Source organism: Thermogutta hypogea (genome assembly GCF_055386265.1).
Genome location: NZ_AP042425.1, coordinates 203,908 through 228,458 on the forward strand (window position 1 = coordinate 203,908; position 24,551 = coordinate 228,458).

The 24,551-nt window shown below is 62.8% G+C and carries 18 protein-coding genes; 2 read left to right on the plus strand and 16 right to left on the minus strand.

Going from position 1 to position 24,551, the window contains the following annotated elements:
- Window positions 1-2: 2 nt before the first annotated feature.
- From ACZ5B4_RS00670 to ACZ5B4_RS00715, 10 genes are all read right to left on the minus strand, one after another.
- Window positions 3-3,326 carry an error-prone DNA polymerase gene (locus ACZ5B4_RS00670; protein ID WP_464912511.1) on the minus strand — a complete coding sequence of 1,108 codons (3,324 nt, stop codon included), beginning with the start codon at window positions 3,324-3,326 and terminating at the stop codon, window positions 3-5.
- Window positions 3,327-3,382: 56 nt separating this feature from the next.
- Window positions 3,383-4,810 carry a Y-family DNA polymerase gene (locus ACZ5B4_RS00675; protein WP_464912512.1) on the minus strand — a complete coding sequence of 476 codons (1,428 nt, stop codon included), beginning with the start codon at window positions 4,808-4,810 and terminating at the stop codon, window positions 3,383-3,385.
- A 1,048-nt stretch (window positions 4,811-5,858) separates the two neighbouring features.
- Entirely contained in the window at window positions 5,859-6,167 is a 309-nt protein-coding gene (locus tag ACZ5B4_RS00680; protein ID WP_464912513.1) for a Sec-independent protein translocase subunit TatA/TatB, read from the minus strand.
- A gap of 58 nt (window positions 6,168-6,225) precedes the next feature.
- Window positions 6,226-6,441 (minus strand): Sec-independent protein translocase subunit TatA/TatB, encoded by a 216-nt coding sequence (locus ACZ5B4_RS00685; RefSeq protein WP_464912514.1) that lies wholly within the window; start codon window positions 6,439-6,441, stop codon window positions 6,226-6,228.
- A 213-nt stretch (window positions 6,442-6,654) separates the two neighbouring features.
- Complete coding sequence (gene glgC, locus ACZ5B4_RS00690; protein ID WP_464912515.1) at window positions 6,655-7,920, minus strand: glucose-1-phosphate adenylyltransferase; 1,266 nt, start codon at window positions 7,918-7,920, stop codon at window positions 6,655-6,657.
- 486 nt (window positions 7,921-8,406) lie between these two features.
- A complete protein-coding gene (gene asnB, locus ACZ5B4_RS00695) occupies window positions 8,407-10,362 on the minus strand; it encodes an asparagine synthase (glutamine-hydrolyzing) (protein WP_464912516.1) in 1,956 nt (651 codons plus the stop codon).
- 40 nt (window positions 10,363-10,402) lie between these two features.
- Window positions 10,403-11,554, minus strand: a complete 1,152-nt coding sequence (locus ACZ5B4_RS00700) for a glycosyltransferase family 4 protein (RefSeq protein WP_464912517.1) — start codon at window positions 11,552-11,554, stop codon at window positions 10,403-10,405.
- A gap of 287 nt (window positions 11,555-11,841) precedes the next feature.
- Window positions 11,842-13,029 (minus strand): glycosyltransferase family 4 protein, encoded by a 1,188-nt coding sequence (locus ACZ5B4_RS00705; RefSeq protein WP_464912518.1) that lies wholly within the window; start codon window positions 13,027-13,029, stop codon window positions 11,842-11,844.
- The gene (locus ACZ5B4_RS00710; protein WP_464912519.1) at window positions 13,026-13,565 is read right to left on the minus strand and encodes a phosphoribosyltransferase; all 540 of its coding nucleotides are present in this window, start codon (window positions 13,563-13,565) and stop codon (window positions 13,026-13,028) included. Before ACZ5B4_RS00710 ends, ACZ5B4_RS00705 begins: the two co-directional genes overlap by 4 nt.
- 53 nt (window positions 13,566-13,618) lie before the next feature.
- Window positions 13,619-14,125: an L-2-amino-thiazoline-4-carboxylic acid hydrolase gene (locus ACZ5B4_RS00715; protein WP_464912520.1), complete on the minus strand. Its 507-nt coding sequence runs from the start codon at window positions 14,123-14,125 to the stop codon at window positions 13,619-13,621.
- Window positions 14,126-14,583: 458 nt separating this feature from the next.
- Between ACZ5B4_RS00715 and ACZ5B4_RS00720 the strand changes: the two genes are divergently transcribed.
- On the plus strand, window positions 14,584-16,341 hold the full coding sequence (locus ACZ5B4_RS00720; protein ID WP_464912521.1) for a ribulokinase: 1,758 nt from the start codon (window positions 14,584-14,586) through the stop codon (window positions 16,339-16,341).
- 102 nt (window positions 16,342-16,443) lie between these two features.
- A complete protein-coding gene (locus tag ACZ5B4_RS00725) occupies window positions 16,444-17,136 on the plus strand; it encodes a class II aldolase/adducin family protein (protein WP_464912522.1) in 693 nt (230 codons plus the stop codon).
- Between the two features lie 30 nt (window positions 17,137-17,166).
- On the opposite strand, the gene ACZ5B4_RS00730 is transcribed toward ACZ5B4_RS00725, so the two are convergent.
- From ACZ5B4_RS00730 to ACZ5B4_RS00755, 6 genes are all read right to left on the minus strand, one after another.
- A complete protein-coding gene (locus tag ACZ5B4_RS00730; RefSeq protein ID WP_464912523.1) occupies window positions 17,167-18,687 on the minus strand; it encodes a serine/threonine-protein kinase in 1,521 nt (506 codons plus the stop codon).
- Window positions 18,688-18,735: 48 nt separating this feature from the next.
- Complete coding sequence (locus ACZ5B4_RS00735; protein ID WP_464912524.1) at window positions 18,736-20,052, minus strand: hypothetical protein; 1,317 nt, start codon at window positions 20,050-20,052, stop codon at window positions 18,736-18,738.
- Between the two features lie 445 nt (window positions 20,053-20,497).
- The gene (locus ACZ5B4_RS00740; protein WP_464912525.1) at window positions 20,498-21,577 is read right to left on the minus strand and encodes a sulfate/molybdate ABC transporter ATP-binding protein; all 1,080 of its coding nucleotides are present in this window, start codon (window positions 21,575-21,577) and stop codon (window positions 20,498-20,500) included.
- A complete protein-coding gene (cysW, locus tag ACZ5B4_RS00745; RefSeq protein ID WP_464912526.1) occupies window positions 21,574-22,521 on the minus strand; it encodes a sulfate ABC transporter permease subunit CysW in 948 nt (315 codons plus the stop codon). Before cysW ends, ACZ5B4_RS00740 begins: the two co-directional genes overlap by 4 nt.
- A complete protein-coding gene (cysT, locus tag ACZ5B4_RS00750; RefSeq protein WP_464912527.1) occupies window positions 22,518-23,360 on the minus strand; it encodes a sulfate ABC transporter permease subunit CysT in 843 nt (280 codons plus the stop codon). The genes cysW and cysT overlap by 4 nt, the downstream gene beginning before the upstream one ends.
- Before the next feature lie 10 nt (window positions 23,361-23,370).
- Window positions 23,371-24,495, minus strand: a complete 1,125-nt coding sequence (locus ACZ5B4_RS00755) for a sulfate ABC transporter substrate-binding protein (RefSeq protein ID WP_464912528.1) — start codon at window positions 24,493-24,495, stop codon at window positions 23,371-23,373.
- Window positions 24,496-24,551: the final 56 nt, after the last annotated feature.

The following is a 24,551-nucleotide window of genomic DNA, read 5'->3' on the forward strand; positions in this document are numbered from 1 at the left end:
CCTCAACAGAAATCTCGGGATCGGGCGTCGAGGTTTCCCAATAGGGAAGACAGATCCTCCAGTCGCATGACGACGACGTGAAGGACGCCTTCCTGCTTTTGCAGGCGACCGACGGCGAAGAGCAGAACGGCCTCCAGGGCGGCGCTTCGCCAGCGCCGCCATACGTCCGGCTTGACGATCAGGTTGATGATGCCCGTTTCGTCTTCCAGGCTCACGAAGGTAATCCCCTTCGCGGTACTAGGGCGCTGCCGCACCAGAACGATTCCCGCCACGCGGACGGGACTTCCCGGCGGGAGACGTTCCAGCTCTTTCGCCGTCACCGCTCCGCGTTCTCGCAACATGGGACGTAGAAAGAGAAGCGGGTGCTTCCGCAACGACATGCCCGTACAGGCGTAGTCGGCCAACACCTCCTCCACCGGTGCGGCTTTGGGCGGCGAGTACGCGGGGCCGGCTGCGTCTCGGCGGAGGGGCAAGCCGGCTTCTTCCGCGGCGTCGAAGAGCGGCATCGGTCGGTTTTCCGTCTCTAAGGTCTTCCAACCGGCGCGGCGGCGATCCAAGGCCAGGGAACGGAAAGCGTCGGCGCGGGACAGCCGAGCGAGAGCCGATCGCGACAGTCCCGTCCTGCGCGCGAATTCGTCGAAATCGCCGAACGGTCCGCCGCGGTCGCGCTCGGCGACGAGCCTCTCGACGTCTTGACGCCGCAAACCGTCCACCAAGTGGAATCCCAGGCGAACGGCCTTGGGAGGAGCAAGGGCCGATTCCGCGAGGCACGCCGTGGGCTTTTTCCCCGCCGTGTCGTCCGGCGGCGGCGATCCGTGCCAAGGGGCCGCCGGCTCTTCTTCCTCGGTTGACGAACCTTCACGCCGGCGATGGATTTCCTTCGAGGCGAGGTCGGGGGCTTCCGCCGCTCGGGTTTTCGGGCACGGGGCGACGGATCGAGAAGGAGCGCCGACTCGCGGCGCGGCATCCTCCAAGATGGTTTCCCAACGGCTGTAGTTGATATCCACGGGGCGTATTTCCACGCCGTGGCGCCGGGCATCGGCGATCAGTTGCGCCGGGGCGTAAAAACCCATCGGTTGGCTGTTGAGCAATCCCACCGTGAACGCGGCGTGATAGTGATACTTGAGCCAGGCCGAGACGTACACCAAAAGGGCGAAGCTGGCCGCGTGCGACTCGGGAAATCCATAATCCCCGAAACCGCGAATTTGGCGAAAGACGGCCTCCGCGTAGTCGGCGTCGAAGCCTTGGGCGGCCATGCCGTCGATCAACTTTTTGCGGAAGGCGTCGATCAAGCCGGGCCGCCGCCAGGCTCCCATCGCGCGGCGCAACTGGTCGGCCTCCCCCGGCGTGAAACCCGCCGCTTCCACGGCCAGTCGCATGGCTTGCTCTTGAAACAGGGGTACGCCCAGCGTCTTCCCCAGCACGCGGCGGATCGTTTCGTGGGGATAGGTCACGGGTTCTCGCCCCGCCCGCCGGCGAAGATAGGGATGGACCATGTTTCCCTGAATCGGTCCCGGCCGGACGATGGCCACCTCGATCACCAGGTCGTAGAAGCATTTCGGTTGGAGCCGCGGCAGCATGCTCATTTGGGCGCGGCTTTCGATTTGAAAGACGCCCATCGTGTCGGCGCGGCGAATCATGGCGTAGACGCCGGCGTCTCCCTCCGGAATCGAGGCCAACGTCAGCCTTTTGCCGTAGTGCCGCTCGATCAATTGAAAGGACCGTCGCACGGCCGTCAACATCCCCAAGGCCAGGCAATCCACCTTGAGGATTCCCAGTTCGTCCAGGTCGTCCTTGTTCCATTGGATGACGGTCCTTTGCGGCATGGCGGCGTTTTCGATGGGGACGAGTTCGCAGAGAGGACCTCGCGTCATCACCATGCCGCCCGTGTGTTGCGAGAGATGCCGCGGGAAACCGACCAGGGTTTGCGTCAGAGCGACCCATTGCCGGGCCGCGGCGGCGTCCGCGTCGAGGCCGATTTCGCGGAGTCGTCCCGCCAGGTCCGGCTCATTATGAAAGTGCTCGATCCGCTTGGCCAGGCGATCGATCTCCGCGAGAGGAAACCCCAGCGCTTTGCCGGTTTCACGAACCGCGGAACGCGGGCGATAGGTGATGACTTCGGCCGTCATGCCGGCCCGATCTCGGCCGTACTTTTGATAGATGTATTGCAGGATCTCTTCCCGCCGCTGGTGTTCGAAATCGATGTCGATATCGGGGGCCTCATTCCGCTCCCGGCTGACGAACCGCTCGAACAAGAGGTCCATCCGATCCGGATCGACGGCCGTGATTCCCAAGCAGTAGCAGACGGCCGAATTGGCGGCCGAACCGCGACCTTGATAGAGGATGCCGCGCGAGCGTGCGAAACGACCCAGATCCCAAACGGTTAAAAAGTAGGCCTCGTAGTGCAATTCCCGAATCAATCGCAGCTCGTGTTCCAGCAAGCGCCGTACCTTTTCGGGAATCCCTTGGGGATACCGCCGCTGCGCCCCTTCCCAGGTCAAGCGAGCCAGATAGTCGCTCGGCGACTCGCCGTCCGGAGATGATTCTTGGGGATATTCGTACCGCAGTTCATCGAGGGAAAATCGGCAGCGATCGACGACTTCTTCGGTGCGGCGCACGGCATCGGACGATTCCTGCCATAGAGCGGCCGTTTCCTCGGGTGTTTTCAGGCAACGTTGGGCGTTGGCGAAGCGGTGGGCCCCTAATTGATCGACCGTCGTGCCCAGGCGGATCGCGGCCAGCACGTCCGCCAGCGCCGCCCGGTCGGAGTGGTGATAATACACGTCTCCCGCGGCCAGGGTGGGAAGACGCGATCGCCGCGAGAGTTCGCACAGCCACTCCCGGCGGCGGCGGTCGTTCGAGCCGAAATACAACTCGCACAAAAGATAACCGCGATCGCCGAAGAGGGCACGGTATTCTTGCAACCGCGACAGCAGGGCGTCGGGGCGTCGCGCGCGAGGAATCACTCCGGCCAACAACCCCTCCGCGTGTTCCGCCACGTCGGCGAAGGAAAGCGAGCAGCGGCCCTTCTCCGCTCGGCGCCGTCCTAGGGTGATGAGACGGCACAATCGGCCGTAGGATGCCCGATCGGTCGCCCAAAGCACGATCGGCGGGGAATCTTCGGGTTCGATCTCGGCTCCGATCACCAACTTGATTCCTGCTTCCTTGGCCGCGATATGAGCGCGGACGATACCGGCGAGGCCGGCGCGGTCGGTGATCGCCACGGCGCGGCAGCCCATTTCGGCGGCCTGCCGCACGATCTCGTCGGGATGGGAAGCTCCTTCCAGAAACGAGAAGTTCGTCTTGGCGTGCAGTTCGCAATACATGGTGCGAGTCGAGGGCGTAGAAGGACGGCCGCCGAAGGCTCAGCGGCGATAAAAGATCATGCGAAGCAGCCGTGGATGAACCATCGGGCGTCTTGCAGCCGCCGGTAAAGCCACAAGTGCGACCCGTCCTCCCATTCCGTGCGGTAGTAATCGCGCGCGGTCAGCCGGCCGCGCCACCAACCGGTTTCGATGCGCTCCGGACCCCAGGCCCGAATCACGGAAAACCACTTTCCGCGGTAAAAGCAGCGGTAAGGCGGGCCGTCGGGATGCGCCGCCACAACCTGAACCGGAATCGGTCGAGCATATAAGCGCGTCGGTCGAGGGCCGACCTCGGGAAGCGGCGGAGAGTCCCGGCGACTCCGCTTTTGTTTTCGGGCGGACGACAGCGGTATTCCTTGCCAAGCCGCCTCCGGTTCGTATTCGGCCCGCGAAACGGGTTGGAGCACGCGTTCATCGCCCAAGCGGGCGGCAAGCCGCTCCGCCAAGCGTACCCACCGCTCGGTACGTCGTCTTTCTCCCGCCAATTCCTCGAACATCGGGCAAGGGTGCCGGATCAAAGGCGCCGTCTCGACGGCTGTAAGGCGGACCCCGGCCACCGCCCCCGGAAAACGACGGCGCTCCAACCGCAGGTGAATCATCTCCAGAATGCGGCGAGGGTCGGTCGCGGGGATGAAAAATTCCAGGCCTTCCTCCACGCTCCTACCGCCTTCGCAGTGGACGGTGATCGCCAACCTCGTAATGCCCTGATCCCTCACGGCGGGTTGAAGCAGCAAAAGTTCCACGGCCCGCTGGAGGCAGAAGGCGGGCGACTCGGGCGAGGTGCTGGGGTATTCCAACCACTGCGTTACGGATTCTTCTTTGGGAGGCTGCCAGGAGGGGAGGATTTCGGGGCGTCGGCCCAGGATTTCCTCCCAGCGATGCCATGTATCGCGGCCGAATTTGGCGGCGATCTCGTCGGCCGGTATTGCCATGAAATCGGCGACCGTCCGAATGCCTAATTCTCGGCACCAAACCGCGACCTCCCGCCGAAACCCCAATGCCGTAACGGGGTAACGGCGAAGAAATGCGATTCCTCGCCCCGGCGGAATCCAATACACCCAGGAAAGATCGGGGGACGAGGCGCCACCTTCGGTCAGCAATGCCGGTTCTCGCGCAAAGATGCCGGCCATGCCGATCGTGTCTCCGAAGGCGAGGCGGACGGGCGGCGTTCCCAAGTCTTCGCAATCGGCCAGAATGTCCAGTACGAGGGCCGCTTCCGAGGGAAAAAGATGCGACAGCCCCGTGAGGTCCAAAATCAACGCGCGGTCTTCGCAAGGATCCGGCGCGATGCTCGGCGTGTACTTGGTCAATCTCTCAGCCAGTACATCGCGAAGGGATCGCCTTGCATCCCCCCGGAGCCCTTTGGGGTAAGGGGCGGAGGGCGTCGCCGGCATGGAGTCTTTCGGCCAGTCGCCGATCATCAGGCAAAGGATTCGTCGGTTCATGCACGAGTATCTCCACGCTGCGTCCGGGAATCATTCCCCGAGCGAACACTAGATGGATCCGCAGCCGGCGAACCTCCGCAAGCGTGTCGCCGCGATGCGGCCAAGGTAACGGCTCCACGAGGAGGCGAGCAGCGGCCCAGCAAGGCTCGGCTTTTGCCGCGGCCGGCCGCAAGAGCAACCCCAACCCGCCGCCTCTCTCGACGGCCAATTGGAATCGCCGCGGCACGACATCATCCAGGCGGGGAAAGGCGGCGAGCACCACCGCCACGCTTTCATCGGCAAGGCACTGATGCACCGCCCAAACGGCGTCGCGCGGCGATGCCGGGCGGAGGAGGACGGTCCTCTCCGGATCGAGTCCTCGTCGGAATGCCGCCGGCGGATAGAACGTGCCCGTATCGTCCACGATCACCGCCATCCCGCCGCGGCGGCAAGCCGCGGCCGCCAGCCGCAACGCCGTCTCTTCGGCTCCGGAGCCGGGGCGTTCCGCAAGCCATTCCACAAGGGAAGCGGGCGGAATCCCGCCGCCGAGCAATTCTTCGTCGATTTCCCGAATGCCCGTTTGCAATCGCGGACCGGCGGTCGTGGGAAGTGATCGCAATCCCTCCAATCGCCGCCGCAAGTCTTCCACCACCCGGCGAACGGAGGGTCCGGCGAGAGAGGAAGTCTCGGCGGAAGACGTGGCGGTCTTCATGGCGACGTCGTCGAACATCCGGTTTGCATTGGGGGACGTATGTACATGTAGTGTACTTTTGTACCATATCGGCGTCAAGCCGGAAAAACTTGCGTCCTTCGCGGCGGGGAGAGGGATGCGGCCATCTCGAGGACGGAGTTGAACGGCGGCGGCGAGGAACGAAAACAGGAGCGACGACCCGCCGGAATGACGAGACAAGACGAGCCTCGGCATGGACTGCCCGGGCGCCGATCGGGAAGAGCGACGGAGCGCCTCAATCGCCCCAACGAATTGCTAGGAGCGTCCGCAAAAGCTGAGAGAAACCGAGGTGCTCCAACAGCCCGATATCACACTCGAAAGGGACGCAAGAAGCGGGAGTCATGCCTGCTGCGGGGCCGGCTCTTCTTGCGGTTCCGCACTGGGGGGAACGAACTTGGGGGCGGGATTCGTTTGTTTGTCTTCTTCGTTTTCGCGAGCTTTCGGTGGCGTCGGCTTGGCCGTCTCCGTAGCTGCCGACCTCAATTCGTCTTCAATCCCTTGCAGGCCTTTTTTGAATTCCATAAAGCTGCGCCCCACCGAGCGCGCGACCTGCGGAAGGCGATTACCGAATAGCAGCAGGGCGACGATCATGATGATGATCATCTCTCCGCCGCCCGGCATGCCGAATTGCGCCCACAACGGAACCATGAACGCCACCTCCACTCCTGGAACGAGCCGCTGTTCCGCGACCGGACCTGGGGTGATCTCAAGTCGATTTAGGATCCTTCTTTTCCTCGGTAACGGCTTTGTCGCTGCCGTCGTCCTCACCGGAGAGGCCCTTTTTGAATTCCACAACGCCTCTTCCGAGGGAACGCATGACGCTAGGAAGCCGGTTTCCAAATAGCAGCAAGATGATGACGCCGATGATGATCATCTCCATCGGCCCGGGCATGCCAAAAAAGACTGCGAAAGGCAGGGACACGGCGGAAACCTCCGAAATCGAGATCACAAGAGTGGCGCGAGGCGACACGCCGGCGGTGTCGGTGGGCGTCAAAGTTCATTATATTGCCGCAATCCGGGCCGTCAAACTACCCTTCGGGCATTCGGCTTTCGGGAGCCCCGCCGCTCGCGACGGAAGCGTTTGCTCGAGCCGGACGCCGATCGCCGGTGATAGGGGGCCGGCGGGCCTCGGCCGTCACGGCTCGCGTTCCAAGGCATGCTCCCAAAATGTAACCGTGCTTTCCGCCTTGGCGATCACAGTGATGCCGCTTTCCGTGACGAGGAAACCTCGGGCGCGATCCGCATCGGAGTCGTAGCCGATCTCCATGCCCTCGGGAATGCGGACCCGCTTGTCGATGATGGCGCGGCGAACCTTGGCGTGTCGTCCCACCTCCACGCCTTCGAACAGAATGGAGTCCTCGACCAAGGCGTAACTATTGATCCTGACGCGGTGCCCGAGGATGGATCGCCGCACCGTCCCCCCGGAGACGATCGTTCCATTGCAGACGATGCTGTCCAGGGCCTGACCGCATCGTTGGGGATCGGCGAACACGAATTTGGGAGGCGGATAGTTCGGCTGGTACGTGCGGATGGGCCAGCGCTCGTCATAGAGATTGAGTTCCGGGTCCACGCCCACCAGGTCCATATTGGCCGCGTAAAAGCTGTCCAACGTTCCCACGTCGCGCCAGTACGAGTTCCGCTTGCGGTTTTCGTCCATGAACGGATAGGCGAACACGCGGTGGGCGTGCAGGATGGAGGGAATGACATCGCGGCCGAAATCGTGCGTGCTGCCGCGTTTGGTGGCGTCGCGGCACAATTCCTCGAACAGAAAGCGGGCCGGAAAGACGTAGATGCCCATCGAGGCGTAACACCAACCCGGCTCCTGGGGGATCGACTTGGGGAATTCCGGTTTTTCCTCGAAACCGATGACGCGACCGTCGGCATCGACTTCGAGGACGCCGAATTGGCGGCTGGCGGTCTCGCAGCGCTCTTTGAGGACGCCGATCGTGGCGTCGGCCCCCTGCGCCACGTGATACTCCACGAGCCGGCGGTAATTCATTTTGTAGATGTGATCGCCCGCGAGAATAACGACGTAATCCGGGTGCTCCTTTTCGATGGCATAGATGTTTTGGTACACGGCGTCGGCCGTACCCTGGTACCAGTTTTCGTCGATCCGCTGTTGGGGAGGTACGACATCGGCGAATTCGCCCAGCTCTCGGCAGAAATAGCGCTGCCAGCCCATGTTGATGTGCCGATCCAGGCTCATGGCTTTGTATTGCGTGAGGATCAGGATCTTTCGCAGCCCGCTGTTCAGGCAGTTCGACATCGTGAAGTCGATAATGCGGTAGGCGCCGCCGAAGGGAACGGCGGGCTTGGCGCGGTCCCGCGTCAAAGGATCCAGCCGCGAGCCTTTGCCGCCTGCCAAGATTACCGCCACGATGCGTTCTTGCGTTGCGCTCATCACCGATCTCCTCGAGCCACGTTTTCTCGGATCGCCGAGCCGACCGTCTTGCCGTGCGTGCCCCACTCGTTGACGATCATCGCCGCGGTCAAGGCCGGCCGAAGAGGGACGGAATCGGCAGCATCGTCCGCCGGCCGTATTCCCTTCCGGTTCGCCCGCGGTCCGCTCTCTGTCACATTGTATCGGCAGGGTCGCGCGGCGCGGTACCACCTTGCGACGCCTTTGCGGGACTTTTGGCTTGGGTGGGGCGGACAACCGCGTCGAAGTTTTCTTCAAGCCTTCGAAAATGCGATCACGCACGCTCGCAAGGAATCGTAGCGAGCGATTGGATCGAAGTTTACGCCATCGTGGGGCCGATACCGAGGGCTTTTGGACTCAAATGAATGAATCAAACGTTTTGACAGCCGGGATCGTCATAAAGATTAAAAGGGCGCGGCGAGTCGTAGGCTCTCGCGCCGGCTCCGACCTCCGGTCGCGTCGGCGGCGTTACGGGGCCGTCTTCAAGGCCGAGATGATCGAATCGGGGTCGCGATCGATCCAGCGGCGCTGCCACAATTCGAAAAACAACAAGGCCCAGATGCGATGGCTATGATTCCAGACGCCGGATTGGTGTTCTTGGAGCAGTCGCCGCACGGCCTCGGGCCGAAACCATCCTCGGCGAAGCGTTCGGCCGTCGAGCAGAATGTTCCAGGCCGGCTGAGACAGCGGTCCGCGGAACCAGTGGTCCAGGGGGACGCCGAAACCCATCTTACCCCGCCGCAATATGGAAGGCGGAATCAAATCGGAAAAGGCCTCGAGGAGAATCCGCTTGCCTTTTCGCCCTCGCAATTTCGCTCGTATCGGTAGCGAGGCGGCCAATTCCACCACGCGGTGATCCAGGAAGGGCGGCCGCGTCTCCAGGCTGTGCGCCATGGAAGCGATATCCACCTTGACCATCAGGTCGCAGGGCAGGTACGTCGTCAAGTCGGCCAGAGTGGTGGAAGTGATGATATCCCGCCCGGAGGAGCGGGCGTAGCTCTCTTCCAGGAAATCGGCGGGATCGTAGCCGTCGAGCGCTTCGTGAAACTGGGGCGAATACAGTTCGGCACGCCGAGCCAGGTTGAAGATCGCGATCCAATCCAAGTAGCGGCGTTGTGGGGAGAGTTGCAGCGACTCGGCAAACCGCCGCACTCGGCTCCAGAAGGATTTCTGACGGCGTTGCGGCAGGGCGCGCCACCACGGTGCCGTCGACAGCCGGCGAATCGCGGCCGGCAGGGCGTCGAACCGTTGACCGATGCGCATGGCCCAATACCGCGGATAGCCGGCGAACAGCTCATCGCCTCCGTCGCCGGTCAGGGCCACGGTCACATGCGATCGGGTTTCACGGGATACATACCAAGTGGGGACGGCGGAACTGTCGGCGAACGGTTCGTCGTAGTGCCAAACCAACCGGTCCAAGATTTGAACCGCGTCCGGCTCCACGCGGAACTCGTGATGTTCGGTTCCGAAGGCATGAGCCGCCGTTTTGGCGTAATCGGTCTCGTCGTATTCGGCGATAGGGAACCCGATGGAAAAGGTCTTGACGGGGGACGATGAGAATTGTTGCATCAGCCCGACGATGATCGTGGAATCGATTCCCCCGGAAAGAAACGCCCCCAACGGAACCTCGGACTCGAGGCGGATGCGGACCGAATCGCTGAGCAAGGCGCGAAGATGATCGCCGGCCTCGGAGACTTCGCGCTCCGAAAGTTCGCGATTGAAGTCGGGATTCCAATACGGGCGAATTCGCAATTCGCCGTTTTCGTAGACGGCCATGTGGGCCGGCGGAAGTTTACGGATGTCGCGGTAGATCGTCCGCGGATGCGGGACGTATTGGTAAACCAGATACGCGTCCACGGAGGCGGGGTCCACCTCGACCGGCATGCCCGGCACCGCCGGCAGGGCCTTCAACTCGCTGGCGAAGGTCAAACGGCCCCGCTCTTGGCGGTAGACCAGCGGCTTTTCCCCCAAGCGATCGCGCGCCAGGATCAAGCGTCTGCGATTCTCATCCCACAAAGCGAATGCGAACATGCCGTTGACGTGCTCGAGGAAGTCGTCTCCCTCTTGCTCGTACAGGTGGATGAGAACCTCGGTATCGGAGTGCGTGCGGAAGCGGTGGCCCTGCCGTTGCAGGCGATCGCGCAGGGCGCGAAAGTTGTAGATTTCGCCGTTGAAGACAATGTGGATGGAGTCGTCTTCATTGCTCATCGGCTGGCGGCCGCCGGAGACGTCGATGATGGAGAGGCGACGATGGGCGAGACCGGCGGTGATGCTCGGCGATGTCTCCGAGGGGGGCAAGGTCCGCAGGAACAGCCCTTCATCGTCGGGACCGCGATGCCTCAAAACGTCGGCCATGCGGCGGAGGGTCGGCGAGTCCAGGGCCAGCCGAGAGTCGGTCCACACAGCGCCGGCGATCCCACACATCAGGACTTTCTCCCTCCATCACAAGGCAAGAGGTTGTCGTTCAAACGCACGGACAGGCCGACTGAGCCGGCGCCGGCCTCCGGCTCAGCAATCCCTCGTACAGGCGGCAGTAGGCGTCGGCCATGCGCGAAAGGCTGAATTCGTCGCGGGCACGGCGTCGAGCCGCTTCGCCCATGCGACGTCGCAGGTCCTCGTCTTCGAGCAGTTTCTTGGTCTTGGCGGCCAGGGGCGCCCTCCCGCTCTTTCCGGCCGGGACTAGGAAACCCGTTTCGTCCGGGACGATCAATTCACGGTTGCCGGGGATATCCGCGGCGACCACCGGCACCCCACAGGCCATGGCCTCCAAAACGGCATTGGATTGCCCCTCGTACGCACTGGTGTTCCAGAGCACGTCGAAGTGCGGCAGCCAACGGGGCAAGTCCGTCCGATGCCCGACGAAGTGAACCCGATCCGCGATCTCGATTTGGTCGCGATATTGGATTAACCTTTCCCGCAGCGGGCCGTCTCCGATGACCAGCAGATGGACGTCGTCGCGGATGCGCTTCAAGAGATCGGCCGCCCAAATCGCGTCCTCGACCCGTTTTTGCGGCCAGAGGCGACCGACCAGCGCAATGACCCGAGCTTCGTCGGGCAGGCCGAATTCCAGTAGCATCGCCCGCCGGGAATCCGAAGGGGCGGGCGGCTCGAGGACCGCATTGGGGATGACGACGATCTTATCCCGGGGTATCCCGTGGGAAGCGTAGAAATCTTGGACGTAACGTCCGTTCACCACGACGGCGTCGCTCCGCCGGGCCAAGAAACGATCGATCGTAAAATGCCACCAGGACTTCCAGTAATCCGCACAGCGCTCCGAGGCGATGATATGAGGCACGCCGGTCCGCCACGCAGCCCAACGACCGTAGGCGTTGGCGGCGAAGAGCCAAGTCTGAACGATATCGGGGCGGATTTGCCGGAGGAAACGGCGGAGACGCAGATAGGCGAAGGGATCGAGCTTGGTCGCCTTGCCGATCACGGTGACGGGGACGCCGGCCGCCTCCAGCTTCTTCTGGTAAGGGCCGCCGCGCGTTAGGGCGCATACATGCACCGGCCAGCCGCGGCGTTTCAGCTCACCGGCCAAAAGAGCCAACTGCTTTTCGGCTCCCGCCTGGTCCAACGTGGGGATGATGTGCAGTACGGTTCCCGTTTCGGACACGAAGTACAATCCCTATGGTTGCTGTGCCGGCGGGTCATGACGGCTCTTGCCCGCGCGTATCCGCGTAACGCGCTCCAACACCGGACGCTCTTGCCGCCGCCGAAAGTTCGCCATTTTCCGGCCGGTTGGGGTACGGATTACGCGAAAATCTTTGTGGCTCTTACTCGGTTTATCAGTCCTCGCCATTGTGGTCAAGACTAACATGCATGCTGCCATGCATGCTGTAAGCGAGGGCCGAATGCTCGAGGAAACGCCGCCTAATTCCTCGCCGACACGGCAAGGATGCTTCATGCTGCGGAGGTTTTTCGGCGGGCAAGCAGCCGCGAGAAAAGCTCCAGGTGGGCATCCAGGACCTGATCGAAACCGAATTCCGCCTCGACCCTTGCCCGGGCGCTGTCGGCCAACGACCGTGCCAATTGAGGCTCTTCCATAAGCCGCAATAAGGCTCGGCTGAGAGCCGCGGGGGATCGCACCGGCACGAGCAGCCCGTCACGATCCGGACGGATCAAGATGCGGTTGCCCGGGATGTCGGTGGCGACGATGGGCAGGGCGGCCTCCATTGACTCCAAAAGCGCCAGGGGCATTCCCTCTTGGTGCGAGGGAAAAACGAAGAGATCCGCCGCCATCAGAAAATCGCGGACGTCGTCGAATGCCCCCGGCAGCACGATGCGGTGTTGGAGGCCCCTTGCACGGATTGCCCGCCGCAAATCCGCTTCCAGCGGACCTTCTCCCACCAACCAAAGATAAGCGTTGGGGTGCCGGTGAACTACGGTTTCCCAGGCTTCGACCAGCTCGAGCAACCCTTTTCCGAAATGGAGTCGACCGACGTAAACGGCCGCCACGTCGGACTCGGCCGCCCGGAGTTGCGGTTGGAGTCGTCCCAGTGCATCTCGGGCACGGTTGCGGTCGGTCGGCGCCCGCTTCGCGCGGACAACGATGCCGTGGGGAAGAAGGTGCAGGCGATCACGTGGGTAACCGGCGGCGAGCAGCTCGTCGAAGACCTGCGGGCTGGGGGCCGTGATCGCGTCCGCCCGGCGGCAAATCCGACGGATATGGGTGCCGAGCAAGGCGGTTTGCTGCCACGCACAGTCGCCCGTCGGGCCGCTTCCCGGCGCGAAAAGAATGACGGGATGCGTTCGGGAGACGGCTTGGATCGTCGCCCAGGCATCGTGCTTCAGCATGGCCGTGTAGACGACGTCGTACTCGAGCGCATGTCGCCGCAGCCAGCTCTTGAGCGCCTGCATGTAGCGGAGCGTTCCCCAAAAACGCACGTTGGGATTGGGCAAGCGAAGGACGGGAACCCCGCGGAAATGGATACGGTCGGGCCAAGATGGATCCAGCCTGGCGGTCAACAGCGTGACCGAGTTGCCGCGCGGGGCCAAAGCGGCGGCCAACTCGGCCATGAATCGTTCGGCTCCGCCGATGAGCGGCCAGAATCGCCGGGTGACCAACACGACGCGCAGCTCGGCCGTCACGATGCGGCTCCCGGCGAAAGCTCCGCCGACTCCAGCGCGGCGACGTAGGGCAGGTGGCGATATTGGCCCGCGTAATCCATGCCGTAGCCCACCACGAACAGGTCCGGTATTTCGAATCCTTTGAAGTCCGGTTGGATGGGGGTGCGACGCCGACCTTGCTTGACGAGGAGCACGACGGAGCGCACGCGCGCGGCCCCCAGATCGTCGAGCTGCGGAATTAACTCCCACAATGTCTCACCGGTATCGAAAATATCATCCGCCACCAATACGTCGCGGCCTTCCACGATCGGGGCCAGGACGTCCGGGTTGATGACCAGCGGTCCGGGGCGCTCCGAGGTATCCATCGGTTGGCGGGAGGACACCATCTCCAGTTCGTAGGGAATGCCGATTCTACGGATCAAATCCGCCAAGAACACCACGCTGCCCAGCAGCAGGCCGATGATGGTGAGTTTGCGCCCCGAGTAGGCTTCCTCGATTTGCCGCGCCAGGCGATCGACCGTTTCCCGCAATTGCTCCTCGGTAATCAAAACCCGCATGTCATGACCTCCTTCCGGTCAGCGAGGTGTCCAGGAACGGCCTCGGGCGGAACTCATTCGCCGGGGCTGATGTGCAGGCAACAGCATCCGTCCTCGCCGGGTTGCCAAGTATCGGCTCGAAATCGGAAGCCGGCGCCTTCAAACGTGCCGTAATCCACCTCGGCCGCGATGCGGCAGAGCGTCACCACCAGCTCGTCCGATAGCCCGGCCTCTTGCCATGCCTCCCGCAAAGGACAGCGGCGGAAATAGATGTCCAAGCCCTCGGGCGAGCTGTTCAGCACCTCCGGTTGGAACATGCGGCCTTCATCGGGGATGTCGCCCAAAAATGCCGCCTTCAGACCTTCAATGTTTTTGGGGGCATAGGGGCGGAATTTTCGGCCCACCTCTTCACCGCGACGCCGGATTGCCCGCTTCATGATTTCCTCGGCGCGTTCGGGACCCACTTCGGCCGAGAGTTCGTCGAAGAGATGCCAATAGATCAGGGCGCGATTTTTGTAGGCATCGTACAGACGCCGTCGCAAATCGCTCTCGACGGAGTTTTGGTCGGGGGATGCGTTCATCGCGAGGGGATCCTTATGCTCGATGCTTGGATATTTCGGGATACGCAGCTTGCACGGCCGCGCTCGGCGAGATCGGTAAAGCCCCGACCAAGCCGTTTGACATGCCGGGTCCGGAACCGTCGTTCAGCCGTTGGCGTTGCAACCTGGGTGCATGCTGTCACAAAGAACGATGGTAAGGCACTGTGGCGATCGTGGCAACTCGCCCTCGTGCATCGGATGTCAAAGGCGTAGTCGTCGCTCGACCATCCGGGAAGATTAGGGTCGCAATCCTCCGCTCGGGCGCCGCACGGCGGTCGGTCGGAGGATGGGTCGAAAGAGCCGCGCCGGGCTTGCATCTTGTCGGCGGCCGCGGAAGACGCTAGCTTAGGACTTCGGAAACACGCCCGGATCATGGATTCCGCGGCGGTAGGCGGGCGCGGCCTTCCCGTCCCGAATTGGGAGAGGGCTAAGCTGCGTTCATGCCGGAAAAGAGGCTTTTCTTGGTGATTCGGCGGGAGATCAGCGAGGAGTCCATCATGGCTAAACGGGGAGAGCGGCGGTTCGCCATCGGCGTGGATTACGGCACCAACAGCGTTCGCGCGGTCGTTGTGGATGTCGCCGACGGCTCGGAGGCGGCAACGTCCGTCTTCCCCTACCCCAGCGGAGACCATGGGGTGATCCTAGATCCGAAGAACCCCAATCTCGCGCGCCAAAACCCGGCCGACTATGTGGAAGGGTTCTATCGCTCGGTACGCGGCGCGATCCGGGCCGTCCCGCGCGACGCCGGGTTCCGTCCCGAGAACGTGGTGGGAATCGGGATCGACACGACCGGTTCCACGCCGTTGCCGGTGGATCAGGACGGCCTGCCGCTGGCCTTTAAGAAGGAGTTTCAGCATCATCCGGCCGCGCAGGCCTGGTTGTGGAAAGATCACACTTCCTACCAAGAGGCGAATGAGATCACGGAAAAGGCTCGGGCGATGGGGCTGCCGTATCTGGCGAAGTGCGGCGGGACCTACAGCTCGGAGTGGTTCTGGTCCAAGATTCTGCACTGCCGCCGGGCACATCCGAAGGTCTTTCAAGCCGCTTATGCCTGGGTGGAATTGGCGGACTTCGTACCCGCATTCATTACCGGAAACCTCAAGCCCGAGACCATGCCGCGCTCGATCTGCGCCGCGGGTCACAAGGCCATGTACCACGAGTCTTGGGGCGGCCTGCCGAGCGAGGAATTCCTGGCCGCGCTGGATCCGGACTTGGTTAAAGTCCGCAGGCGATACGCCGATCGGGCGATTCCTTCCGACCGGGCGGCGGGACGTCTCGATCCCGCCGTGGCGAAAAAGGTCGGTCTGCCGGCGGGGATTCCGGTGGCGGTGGGCGCGTTCGACGCTCACATGGGTGCCGTGGGCGCGGGCATCAAACCCGGCACGTTGGTCAAGATTATCGGCACCAGTACCTGCGACATGATGGTCGTGCCTTTGGACCAGGACCTTCCCGACATCCCCGGGCTGTGCGGCATCGTTCCGCATTCCATCGTGCCCGGCATGTACGGCTTGGAGGCCGGCCAGTCCGCCGTGGGCGATATCTTTCATTGGTTCGTGCAGCACTTGACGCCCGCGGCCTATTCCGCCAAAGGAGATCCGCACGCCAATCTGACGCGGCAAGCGGAAATGCTCAAGCCCGGCGAAAGCGGACTTTTGGCCCTGGATTGGAACAACGGTAACCGAACGATCCTGGTTGATCCGCTCTTGACGGGGCTTTTGATCGGCCAGACGCTGGCAACGACCGCTCCCGAGGTCTATCGAGCCTTGGTGGAAGCCACGGCCTTCGGCGCGTTGACCATCATCAAGAGGTTCGAAGAATACGGCGTGGCGGTCAAGGAAGTGGTCAACTGCGGCGGCATCGCGGAGAAGAATCCCTTCGTGATGCAAATCTACGCCGACGTCTGCAATCGACCGATGAAAATCAGCCGGGCATCGCAGACCTGTGCCTTGGGCGCCGCCGTTTTCGGCGCCGTCGTGGGCGGAGTCTACAAATCCGTGCAACAGGCTCAGCAACGCATGACCGGCACCAAGGCCGCCGTTTTTCGCCCCCGCAAAGCCGCGGCGGAAACCTACGCCGAGCTGTATCAACTCTATCGTCGTTTGCACGATGCTTTCGGGCTGCCGAACGCTTCGGGGGAGCTGTACGACGTGATGAAGCGGCTGATCGCCGTTCGCAAACGAGTTCGCGGCGAAAAATAGCCGTGCCGGGCGTAGAATATGAGGGCATTCCGTGTCGGACTCGGCGCCGTCCGCTCGAAACGGCGAAACCGCGCCCCCGCGCGTTCCGCAAAGGAAACGGTCATGGATTTGAAGGAATTACGAGAACAGGTCTGCTGGGCGAACAAGCTCCTCGCGCAGCACGGATTGGTTTGTCTTCACTCGGGAAACGTGAGCGGGTTGGACCGCGAGAGCGGGCGCTTGGTCATCAAACCGTCGGGCGTCGATTACGAAACCCTGACCCCCGACGACATGGTGGCCGTAGAACTGATTACCGGCAGAGTGCTCGATTCCCGCTTGCGTCCCAGTGTAGACCTCCCGCATCACCTACACCTTTACAGGAATCTCCCGGGGGTCCAAGGGATCACGCACACGCACAGCACGTACGCCACGGCCTGGGCGGCGGCGGGGCGGGCCATCCCGCTCTGTCTCACGCCGATCGCCGATCACTTCGGAGCGGAGATTCCTTGTGCTCCCTACGTGGACAATGACGGAAACAACATCGGCCAGGCCATCATCCGCTATCGCAATCGAGCACCGGCCATCCTGCTGGCCAATCACGGCGCGTTTACCTGGGGACCGACGGCGCTCGATTCCGTGAAATTGGCGATCGTCTTGGAGGATGTGGCCAAAAAGGCCTTCCTGGCGGCGCAGTTGGGAGGGCCGTTGACCATTCCGCCCGACGAAGCACGGAAATGGTACGATCGGTATCACCACGGATACGGTCAAATCGTACCCCCACGTACTCCGTCCACGGTGACGCGGTCGGGCGGTTGAACGTCCGAGCCGATCCCGCCCCCCGAGTTTTCAACCGCCGGGTTCCGCAGGGGAGGCTTCAGCGGCCGCCTTGGCCTTTTCCCGACGCATGAACTCTTCAATACCGCGCTCAAACTCGTCCGTTTGCTCCGAGTCCGGACTGCTCCCTGTGGGCGCGACCGATTTCGCCGGCGGAGCATTCGCGGGGGCGGTACCGGCGCGGCGCGTGCCCAGCAGCAAGAATACGACCGCGGCGACGGACAGCACGACGGCCCCGGCGATCAGAGCGGCCGGCAGTCTTCGTTGGACGCGGCGAACAGCCGCTGCGTCCGCTCCGGCGACGGCTTTCGGGCCGCTCGCTTCCACGGCGGACTGCTGAGGCTTGGCCGGTCTCCGATCCGGCCGAGTCGCGAACGGCGCCGGCCGAATGTCGGCGGGACCGGGTACGGCGGCCTCGGCGGGGATTTGGGCCGAAACTGCCACGCCTTGAGATGCCGGCTCGCCTTCCGGTTCCGGAGCCGCTCCGATTTCCTCCAAGGGTTTTGCTCGCACCAAGTGCTGCGAGCGGCCTTCCTCCCATTGCCGGATAGCTTCGACGACCGACCGGGCGTGGACCGGACGCTCCTCGGGCGACTTGGCCAGCATCCATGCGCACAGCCGGGCCAATTCCTCCGGCACGTCGGGCCGCAAGGACGCCAGGGGAGGCGGCGGCGTCATCTGGTGCTTCAAAATGCGTTCGGCCACGGTCCCCTCGGCGAAGGGCGCCCGCCCCGTCAGGGCAAAGAAAAAGGTGCACCCCAGTGAGTAGATATCCGCGCGGCAGTCGAGCGAACCGCTCTGCATGGCCATTTCCGGGGCCATGAAATCCACGCTGCCGACAAGGCCGTCTTGAGGCTGCGATCCGGCGGCGCGTTCGCCTTGAATCAGTCGGGCCATTCCCAGGTCCATGATCTTGACCACCCCCTGTCCGTTAATCAGAAGGTTGGCCGGCTTGATATCGCAGTGCAAAACGCCTTGATCGTGGACGTGGCTCAGCCCGTCGGCGCATTGCCGGATGACGTCCGCGGCTTCCGGAATGGGCAAGGGTCCGTGTGCGTCCACCAACTCTTGCAAGCTTTCCCCTTCCACGTACTCCATGACCAGATAATACTGGTCGCCGAACGTATCGACGTTATAGGCATGGACGATGTTGGGGTGATCGAGCGCGGCGATGGAGCGGGCCTCCGTGAGGAATTGCTCGACCGCCTGCGGGTTGCGGCGGATGCGCGGCGAGATCAGTTTGATGGCGGCTCGACGGTGCATGGTGACGTGCTCGGCCAAATAGACCTCGCCCATGCCGCCTTGCCCCAATAGCCGGAGCAAACGATACTTGCCCAGAAAGAAATTGCGGCGACCGCGCAGCAGCTCCGCCAACTGCCAGTCGGTCAGGAGATTCCGCTCCTTCAGCCAAGCCAAAGCGTCCTCGACGGCCGGACCGCGGTCGTCACGCATCAGCTCGCGCCATTGCTCGTCATCGAGGAGGCGACTTTCCCGCAACCGTTGAAAGGCGGCGTCATTCATCGAGAGGGACATGAGTTACCGGTGGTTCTTCCCCTGGGCAGATCCGCGCTGAGCCGTCGGCTAATGCTCCGTCGAAGACGGTGCTCCCGAGGCCGCCGGGGCGGTCTTATCAGGCGGCGCGAACGGCCCTACGGCAATATCATCCGAGATTCCTCCCTTTTCGCCACCGTCATTATGCAAATTCTCGCCGACCGAGTAAACGATCCAACCTTTCTCCGTTGAAGCCAAGCGAAGCTCTTGCCCGTCGAAGGGGTCGCGTTTCCATTCGGCCGGCACTTCGACTTCACGTAGGCTTTGGGGCAAGACACCGTTCGCTTGAGTTTGCTCCAGGATGTGACCGGCGGTGAGCAGCAATCGCCGGAACGCTTCCACGCGGAAGGCGTCCGCGATGGCCATTTTCAACGAGGGGGCCGTCATCTTGGCGGCGTCCGTCTCGGGAGAGACGTAGCTTTCGATCCTGACGTTGGCTATGTCTCCGTAAACGCCGGTCTTCAATCCCGATTCCAGCCTCTCGAAATACTTCACGTAATTCAGGCGGAAGCGATTGTACGCGTAGCGTCTCCAATAGGAGTCCTTGTCCGGATAGCGCTCGGTCCATGCCAGCCCGAAAGCCCTTTCCTGTCGAATCACGGCAAGCAGACGATCCGTCAGCGGCGGCGATTGCGATAAGGCTTCCAAAACCGCCTTCGCCTCCGCAAGCGGCCCCTCTCGCAAGAAGACGTGGAGCAACTCCAGTGCTTGTTTCTCGGCGAACAGGGAGGTTTGCGAGGCCATAGCCCCCGGCAGCCCTTCGCAGCGACGCGAGAACCGCAATAGTATCTGAATAACGTGCGCCAGTTCCGCCCAATCCTTCTCTTCCAGAGCCAGCAGGGCGCGGAAATGCAACGCTCGGGCGACGGTCGTGCGGGACTGCGTGACGGAGACGATGTGCTGCATGAATTGTTCGAGCGACTCCGCGGGCGGCGGAGCATCCGCCGCAGGCGAGCTTGCCGCCCACTTCTCCACGTCGGCCGCAAAGTCGGGATGGCCCGCAATGGCTTGACGCGCGCGGGCCAATCCTTGCTCGTTGTAGCGACCGTCTGTGAGAACGGCCGGAGCATAGGAATCCTGCAACTTCTTGCAAATGTCCTTGGCGGCGGCGAGGGCGGCTTCGAAAGCTTGGTTCGCCTCTGCGGCATCCTCCGTACCGGGGCCCGCGGTCGTCGCCTCGGTCAATTCCGCCAAGCTGATCGGCGCTCCCGACTCTTTGATCTTGGCAAGATTGTTCGCAATCGAAGCAGTCGAAACTTGCGTCAATACGGCAAATACAGCCGACGCGCACAGTCCAAGCACGACGATTCCCAATAACGCCCAAAGAATTCGTTTGTTCGATGCCACGTGTTCCGTTCTCCGGCCGCACACCGAGACCGCCGATACCGGCGGGGGAGCGTGCTGGGGTAATGAATGTTCTTGACTACCGAAAGCCTGCCGCCGGCCGCCGTATAGTCGGCGAAACGGTCTCGTAGAGGGCACGACGACGCGGGTCGCTCCGCGATGCATGCGTTCCGCCCACGTGCGAGGACTGCCGATCCCGGTCGCTCATTATGTGCTGGAATGATTCCGCGTTACAAGCATTTTGCGCGGTGTGCGATTCGTTGGCACCGTCCATGAGTAGCATGAACGGCGGGAATTGCCGCCGAGGTCGGAATCGCGCTCCCGGCGGCGTGCCCGTTCCAGAGCGGCGTCATGGAGGGCGCGCGGGCGGAGGCATTCGAGGGGGGAGCGGAATCCTCGGGAACCCGCCGCGGATGTGTCCCCGAATGATCGCGGATGACGGCGGTCCCTAGCCCGCGGCACCGATTCGAGGGTCTTCCTCCGGGAAGGAGCGAAAGTGTTGAGGTCGCACGAAAATCCGGCTTCCCAAGGTCCAATCGCGAGGCAGGTCTCGGCCGTTTCCCGGTTCGACCGTGAAAACCTCCCCCGATTCCGCTTGCAACCAAAGCCGCTCGCGGGCCCCCGCTGCGTGCACGCGGAGAATCTTGGCCCAGAAACCGTCAGATTCGGCCTTGCCGCTGAGAGCGAATTCGTGGGGACGCACGAAGACGACGGCTCGTTGTTGCGGCGTCGAATTGCCTGACGCGATGTCGGCCGTACCGAAGACGATCCGATCCCCGTCCCGTCGCCCGGAAAAGCGGTTGACCGCGCCGACAAACTCGGTGACGAAGGCCGTCTTGGGGCGATTGTAAACGTCCTCGGGCGTGCCGACTTGCTCGATCCGCCCGTCGTTCATGACCACAACTTCATCGGCCAGTTCCAAGGCCTCGTCCTGATCGTGGGTGACGAAGACGCTCGTCAATCCGATCTCGTCGTGCAATCGTCGTAACCACGCGCGGAGCTGCCCCCGAACCTTGGCGTCCAAAGCGCCGAACGGTTCATCGAGCAGCAGCACTCTTGGCTCCACCGCCAATGCCCGCGCCAGCGCCACCCGCTGCCGCTGCCCTCCCGAGAGCTGGTGCGGGTAGCGATGACTCATTTGTTCGAGCTGAATCAAGCGTAAGAGGGAGGTGACGCGGTCCGCGACGGCTCGATCGGAGAGGCCCAAGCGGCGACGCTGCACGCGGAGTCCGAAGGCGATGTTCTCGAATACGGTCATGTGCCGGAACAGGGCATAGTGCTGAAACACGAATCCCACCTCGCGTTGCCGCGGGGAGTGCGCGATCACGTCGCGGCCGTCGAAAAGGACCGCGCCCTCGCCCGGGTCCGGGTTTTCCAGTCCGGCGATAATGCGCAGCAACGTGGTCTTGCCCGATCCGGACGGCCCGAGCAGGGCCGCCAGGCGTCCCGACTCGATGGTCAGCGATACTTGATCCAGTGCCCGAAAACCGCCGAACGTCTTCGACAAATTGCGTATCTCGATTTTCACGGCGCGCTCTTCCGTCGCAATAGGGTTTTGTGCGGTCGGCGATCCTGCTCGTAGGCTCGCTCCATGATCCTTTTGGAGATCAAGGAAACCAGGGCCGCGATGGTCAACAGGGATGCCGCGGCAAAGGCCGCGGAAAAACGGTACTCGTTGTAAAGAATCTCCACGTGCAGCGGCAGCGTGGTGGTCGAACCGCGAATGTGGCCGGAGACCACGGATACCGCCCCGAATTCGCCCATGGCGCGGGCCGTACAAAGCACGATTCCATAGAGCAACGCCCAGCGGATGTTGGGTAAGGTCACGTGCCAAAAGATCTGGAAGCCGTTCGCGCCGAGCAGCCGGGCGGCCTCTTCTTCCTCCGTCCCCTGCGCTTCCATGATGGGAATCAACTCCCGCGCGATCATGGGCAGGGTTACGAATGCCGTGGCGAGTATGATGCCCGGCACCGCGAAGATGATTTCGATTCCCCACTGCGCGAGGATCCCTCCCAGCCAGGAGTGACGGCCGAACAACATGACCAGCAATAACCCGGCCACGACGGGCGATACGGCATAGGGTAAATCAATCAGGGAAAGCAAAAGATTGCGTCCCCGAAACCGATGCTTTCCCAAACACCATGCGGCAAACAGGCCGAACACCGTGTTCAGCAGCAAGGCCGCGACCGTTGCGCACAGAGTCAGCCGCACCGCGGCTAAGGCCTCCGGTTCGGTTATCGCCGCAACGTAGGCCCGCCATCCGTGTCGAAGGGCTTCCCTGAAGACCACCGCCAAAGGCAAGATCAGAAAGGTCGCAAGAAAGCCGACGACGACCGCGATCGCGGCCGCGCGAAGCAGCCGGACCCCGCTGTCGGCGCCGGTGCCGCGGCTGCCCGACGCTGCTTTGCGGAGCGGTCTTGCGCCCCGATCGCCGATGAGCGGCCGATTTTCCACGGTGGGAGGACGCATCATGCCGTCTCCGTGTAGCGAAAGGCTTCGACCCTCGCCTGAAAGCGGTTGATAGCCCACAGCGCCGACAAAGACATGAGGGACATCAAGACGGCCAAAGCCGCCGCGCCCTGATAGTCGTATTCTTCCAACTTGATCACGATCAATAAGGGGGCGATTTCGGTCTTCATCGGCAGGTTGCCGGCGATGAAAATCACCGATCCGTATTCCCCCAGCCCGCGAGCGAAGGCCAGCGTAGCGCCGGTTAACAGGGCGGGAAACAGCGAGGGAAAAACCACGCGTCGAAAGGTCGCCCAAGGCCCGGCTCCCAGGCAGGCGGCCGCTTCTTCCATGGCCGGATCCAGATCTTCGATCGCGGGTTGCAGCGTCCGGACCACGAACGGCAGCCCGATGAACATCAGGGCGATCACGATGCCGAGCGGGGTGTAAGCCGCCTGAACGCCCAACGGCTCCAACATCCGCCCGATCCAGCCGTTCGGGGCAAAGAGCGTGGTCAACGCAATGCCCGAAACGGCCGTCGGCAGCGCGAAAGGGAGGTCGATCAGACCGTCCAGCCACCTACGGAAAGGGAAACGATAACGGACCAGCACCCAAGCGGTTAAGAAACCCATCACGGCGGTGAGTAGAGCGGCGATCAAGGCCGTGGAGAAGCTGAGTCGAATTGCCGCCCACACCCGCGGTTCCCGGAGGGTGGAGCCGATCGCACGCCAATCGCCCGATGCCAGGAATCCGGCCAGCGCCGCCCAAGGCAGCAACAACATCACTCCTAGGTAGGCCAGGGTGATCCCCAGGCTCAATCCCAGGCCCGGCAGCGCGCCTCGATTCGAGAAACGTGAATGCATCGTGCATCCCCTAACGTTCGGCGTTCATGATTTGGTCGAAGCTGCCGACGTCGTCGAAGTGCTCCCTTTTGGCCCGTTCCCAGCCGCCGAAAACCTGATCCACGGTGAATCGTTCCAGATTGGGGAACCGTTCTCGGAATTCCTCGGCCACGGTGTCGACCGACGGACGAAAGTAGTGCTTGGCGATGACGCGCTGCGCTTCGGGTTCGTACAGGAATTTCAGGTACGCCTCGGCGTATGTCCGCGTGCCGCGTCGATCGACTACCGCATCCACGACCGCGACGGGAGGTTCGGCCAGGATGCTGACGGAGGGCAATACTATTTCCAGTCGATCCGCCCCCAATTCCTTGACGGCCAGTAGGGCCTCGTTTTCCCAAGCAATCAGTACGTCGCCGATTCCCCGCTGCACGAAGGTATTGGTCGCCGCCCGGGCACCCGTATCCATCACGGGAACGCGGCCGAAAATCCGCTTGACGAACGCTTGCGCGTCCTCTTGCGCCCGAGCGACTTCTTCCTTCGCGCGGGGATCGCGGAGCTTGTCCCAGGACCCCAGCGAGCGTTTCAAGGCGTATCCCCACGCCGCCAGATAGTTCCACCGTGCGCCGCCCGAGGTCTTCGGATTGGGTGTGACAACCGCGACGTCGTCCCGAGCGAGATCATCCCAGTCTCGAATGCCTTTGGGGTTTCCTCTGCGAACCAGGAAAACGACGGTCGAGGTGTAGGGACAGCTATTGTTCGGGAACTGCTTTTGCCAATCGCGGCGTATCCAGCCGCGCAATTCGGCGATGGCGTCGATATCCGAAGCTACCGCCAGCGTCACCACGTCGGCCTCCAAGCCGTCGATCACCGCCCGCGTCTGCTTTCCCGATCCGCCGTGAGATTGCCGAACCGCGACCTGCACTCCGTTTTCTTTCCACATCCGTTCGGCAAACATGCCGTTGATCTCGTGGTACAACTCCCGCGTAGGGTCATACGAAACATTGAGAAGCGTGACGACGTTCTCCGACTTCCGGCAGCCGGCAAAAAGGGTGCAGATCAGCAGTCCGAGCCCGCCGCCCAGGAGGAGGATAAGTCGAGCGCTGATGCACGGCTGGACACCGCGGCAAAGAAAACAGGCGAGGGCGCGCCGTCTCACAGCCGCGCGCCGCTGCGTCTGACACCTTGAAGCGAGGAACATGAATTGATTTACCC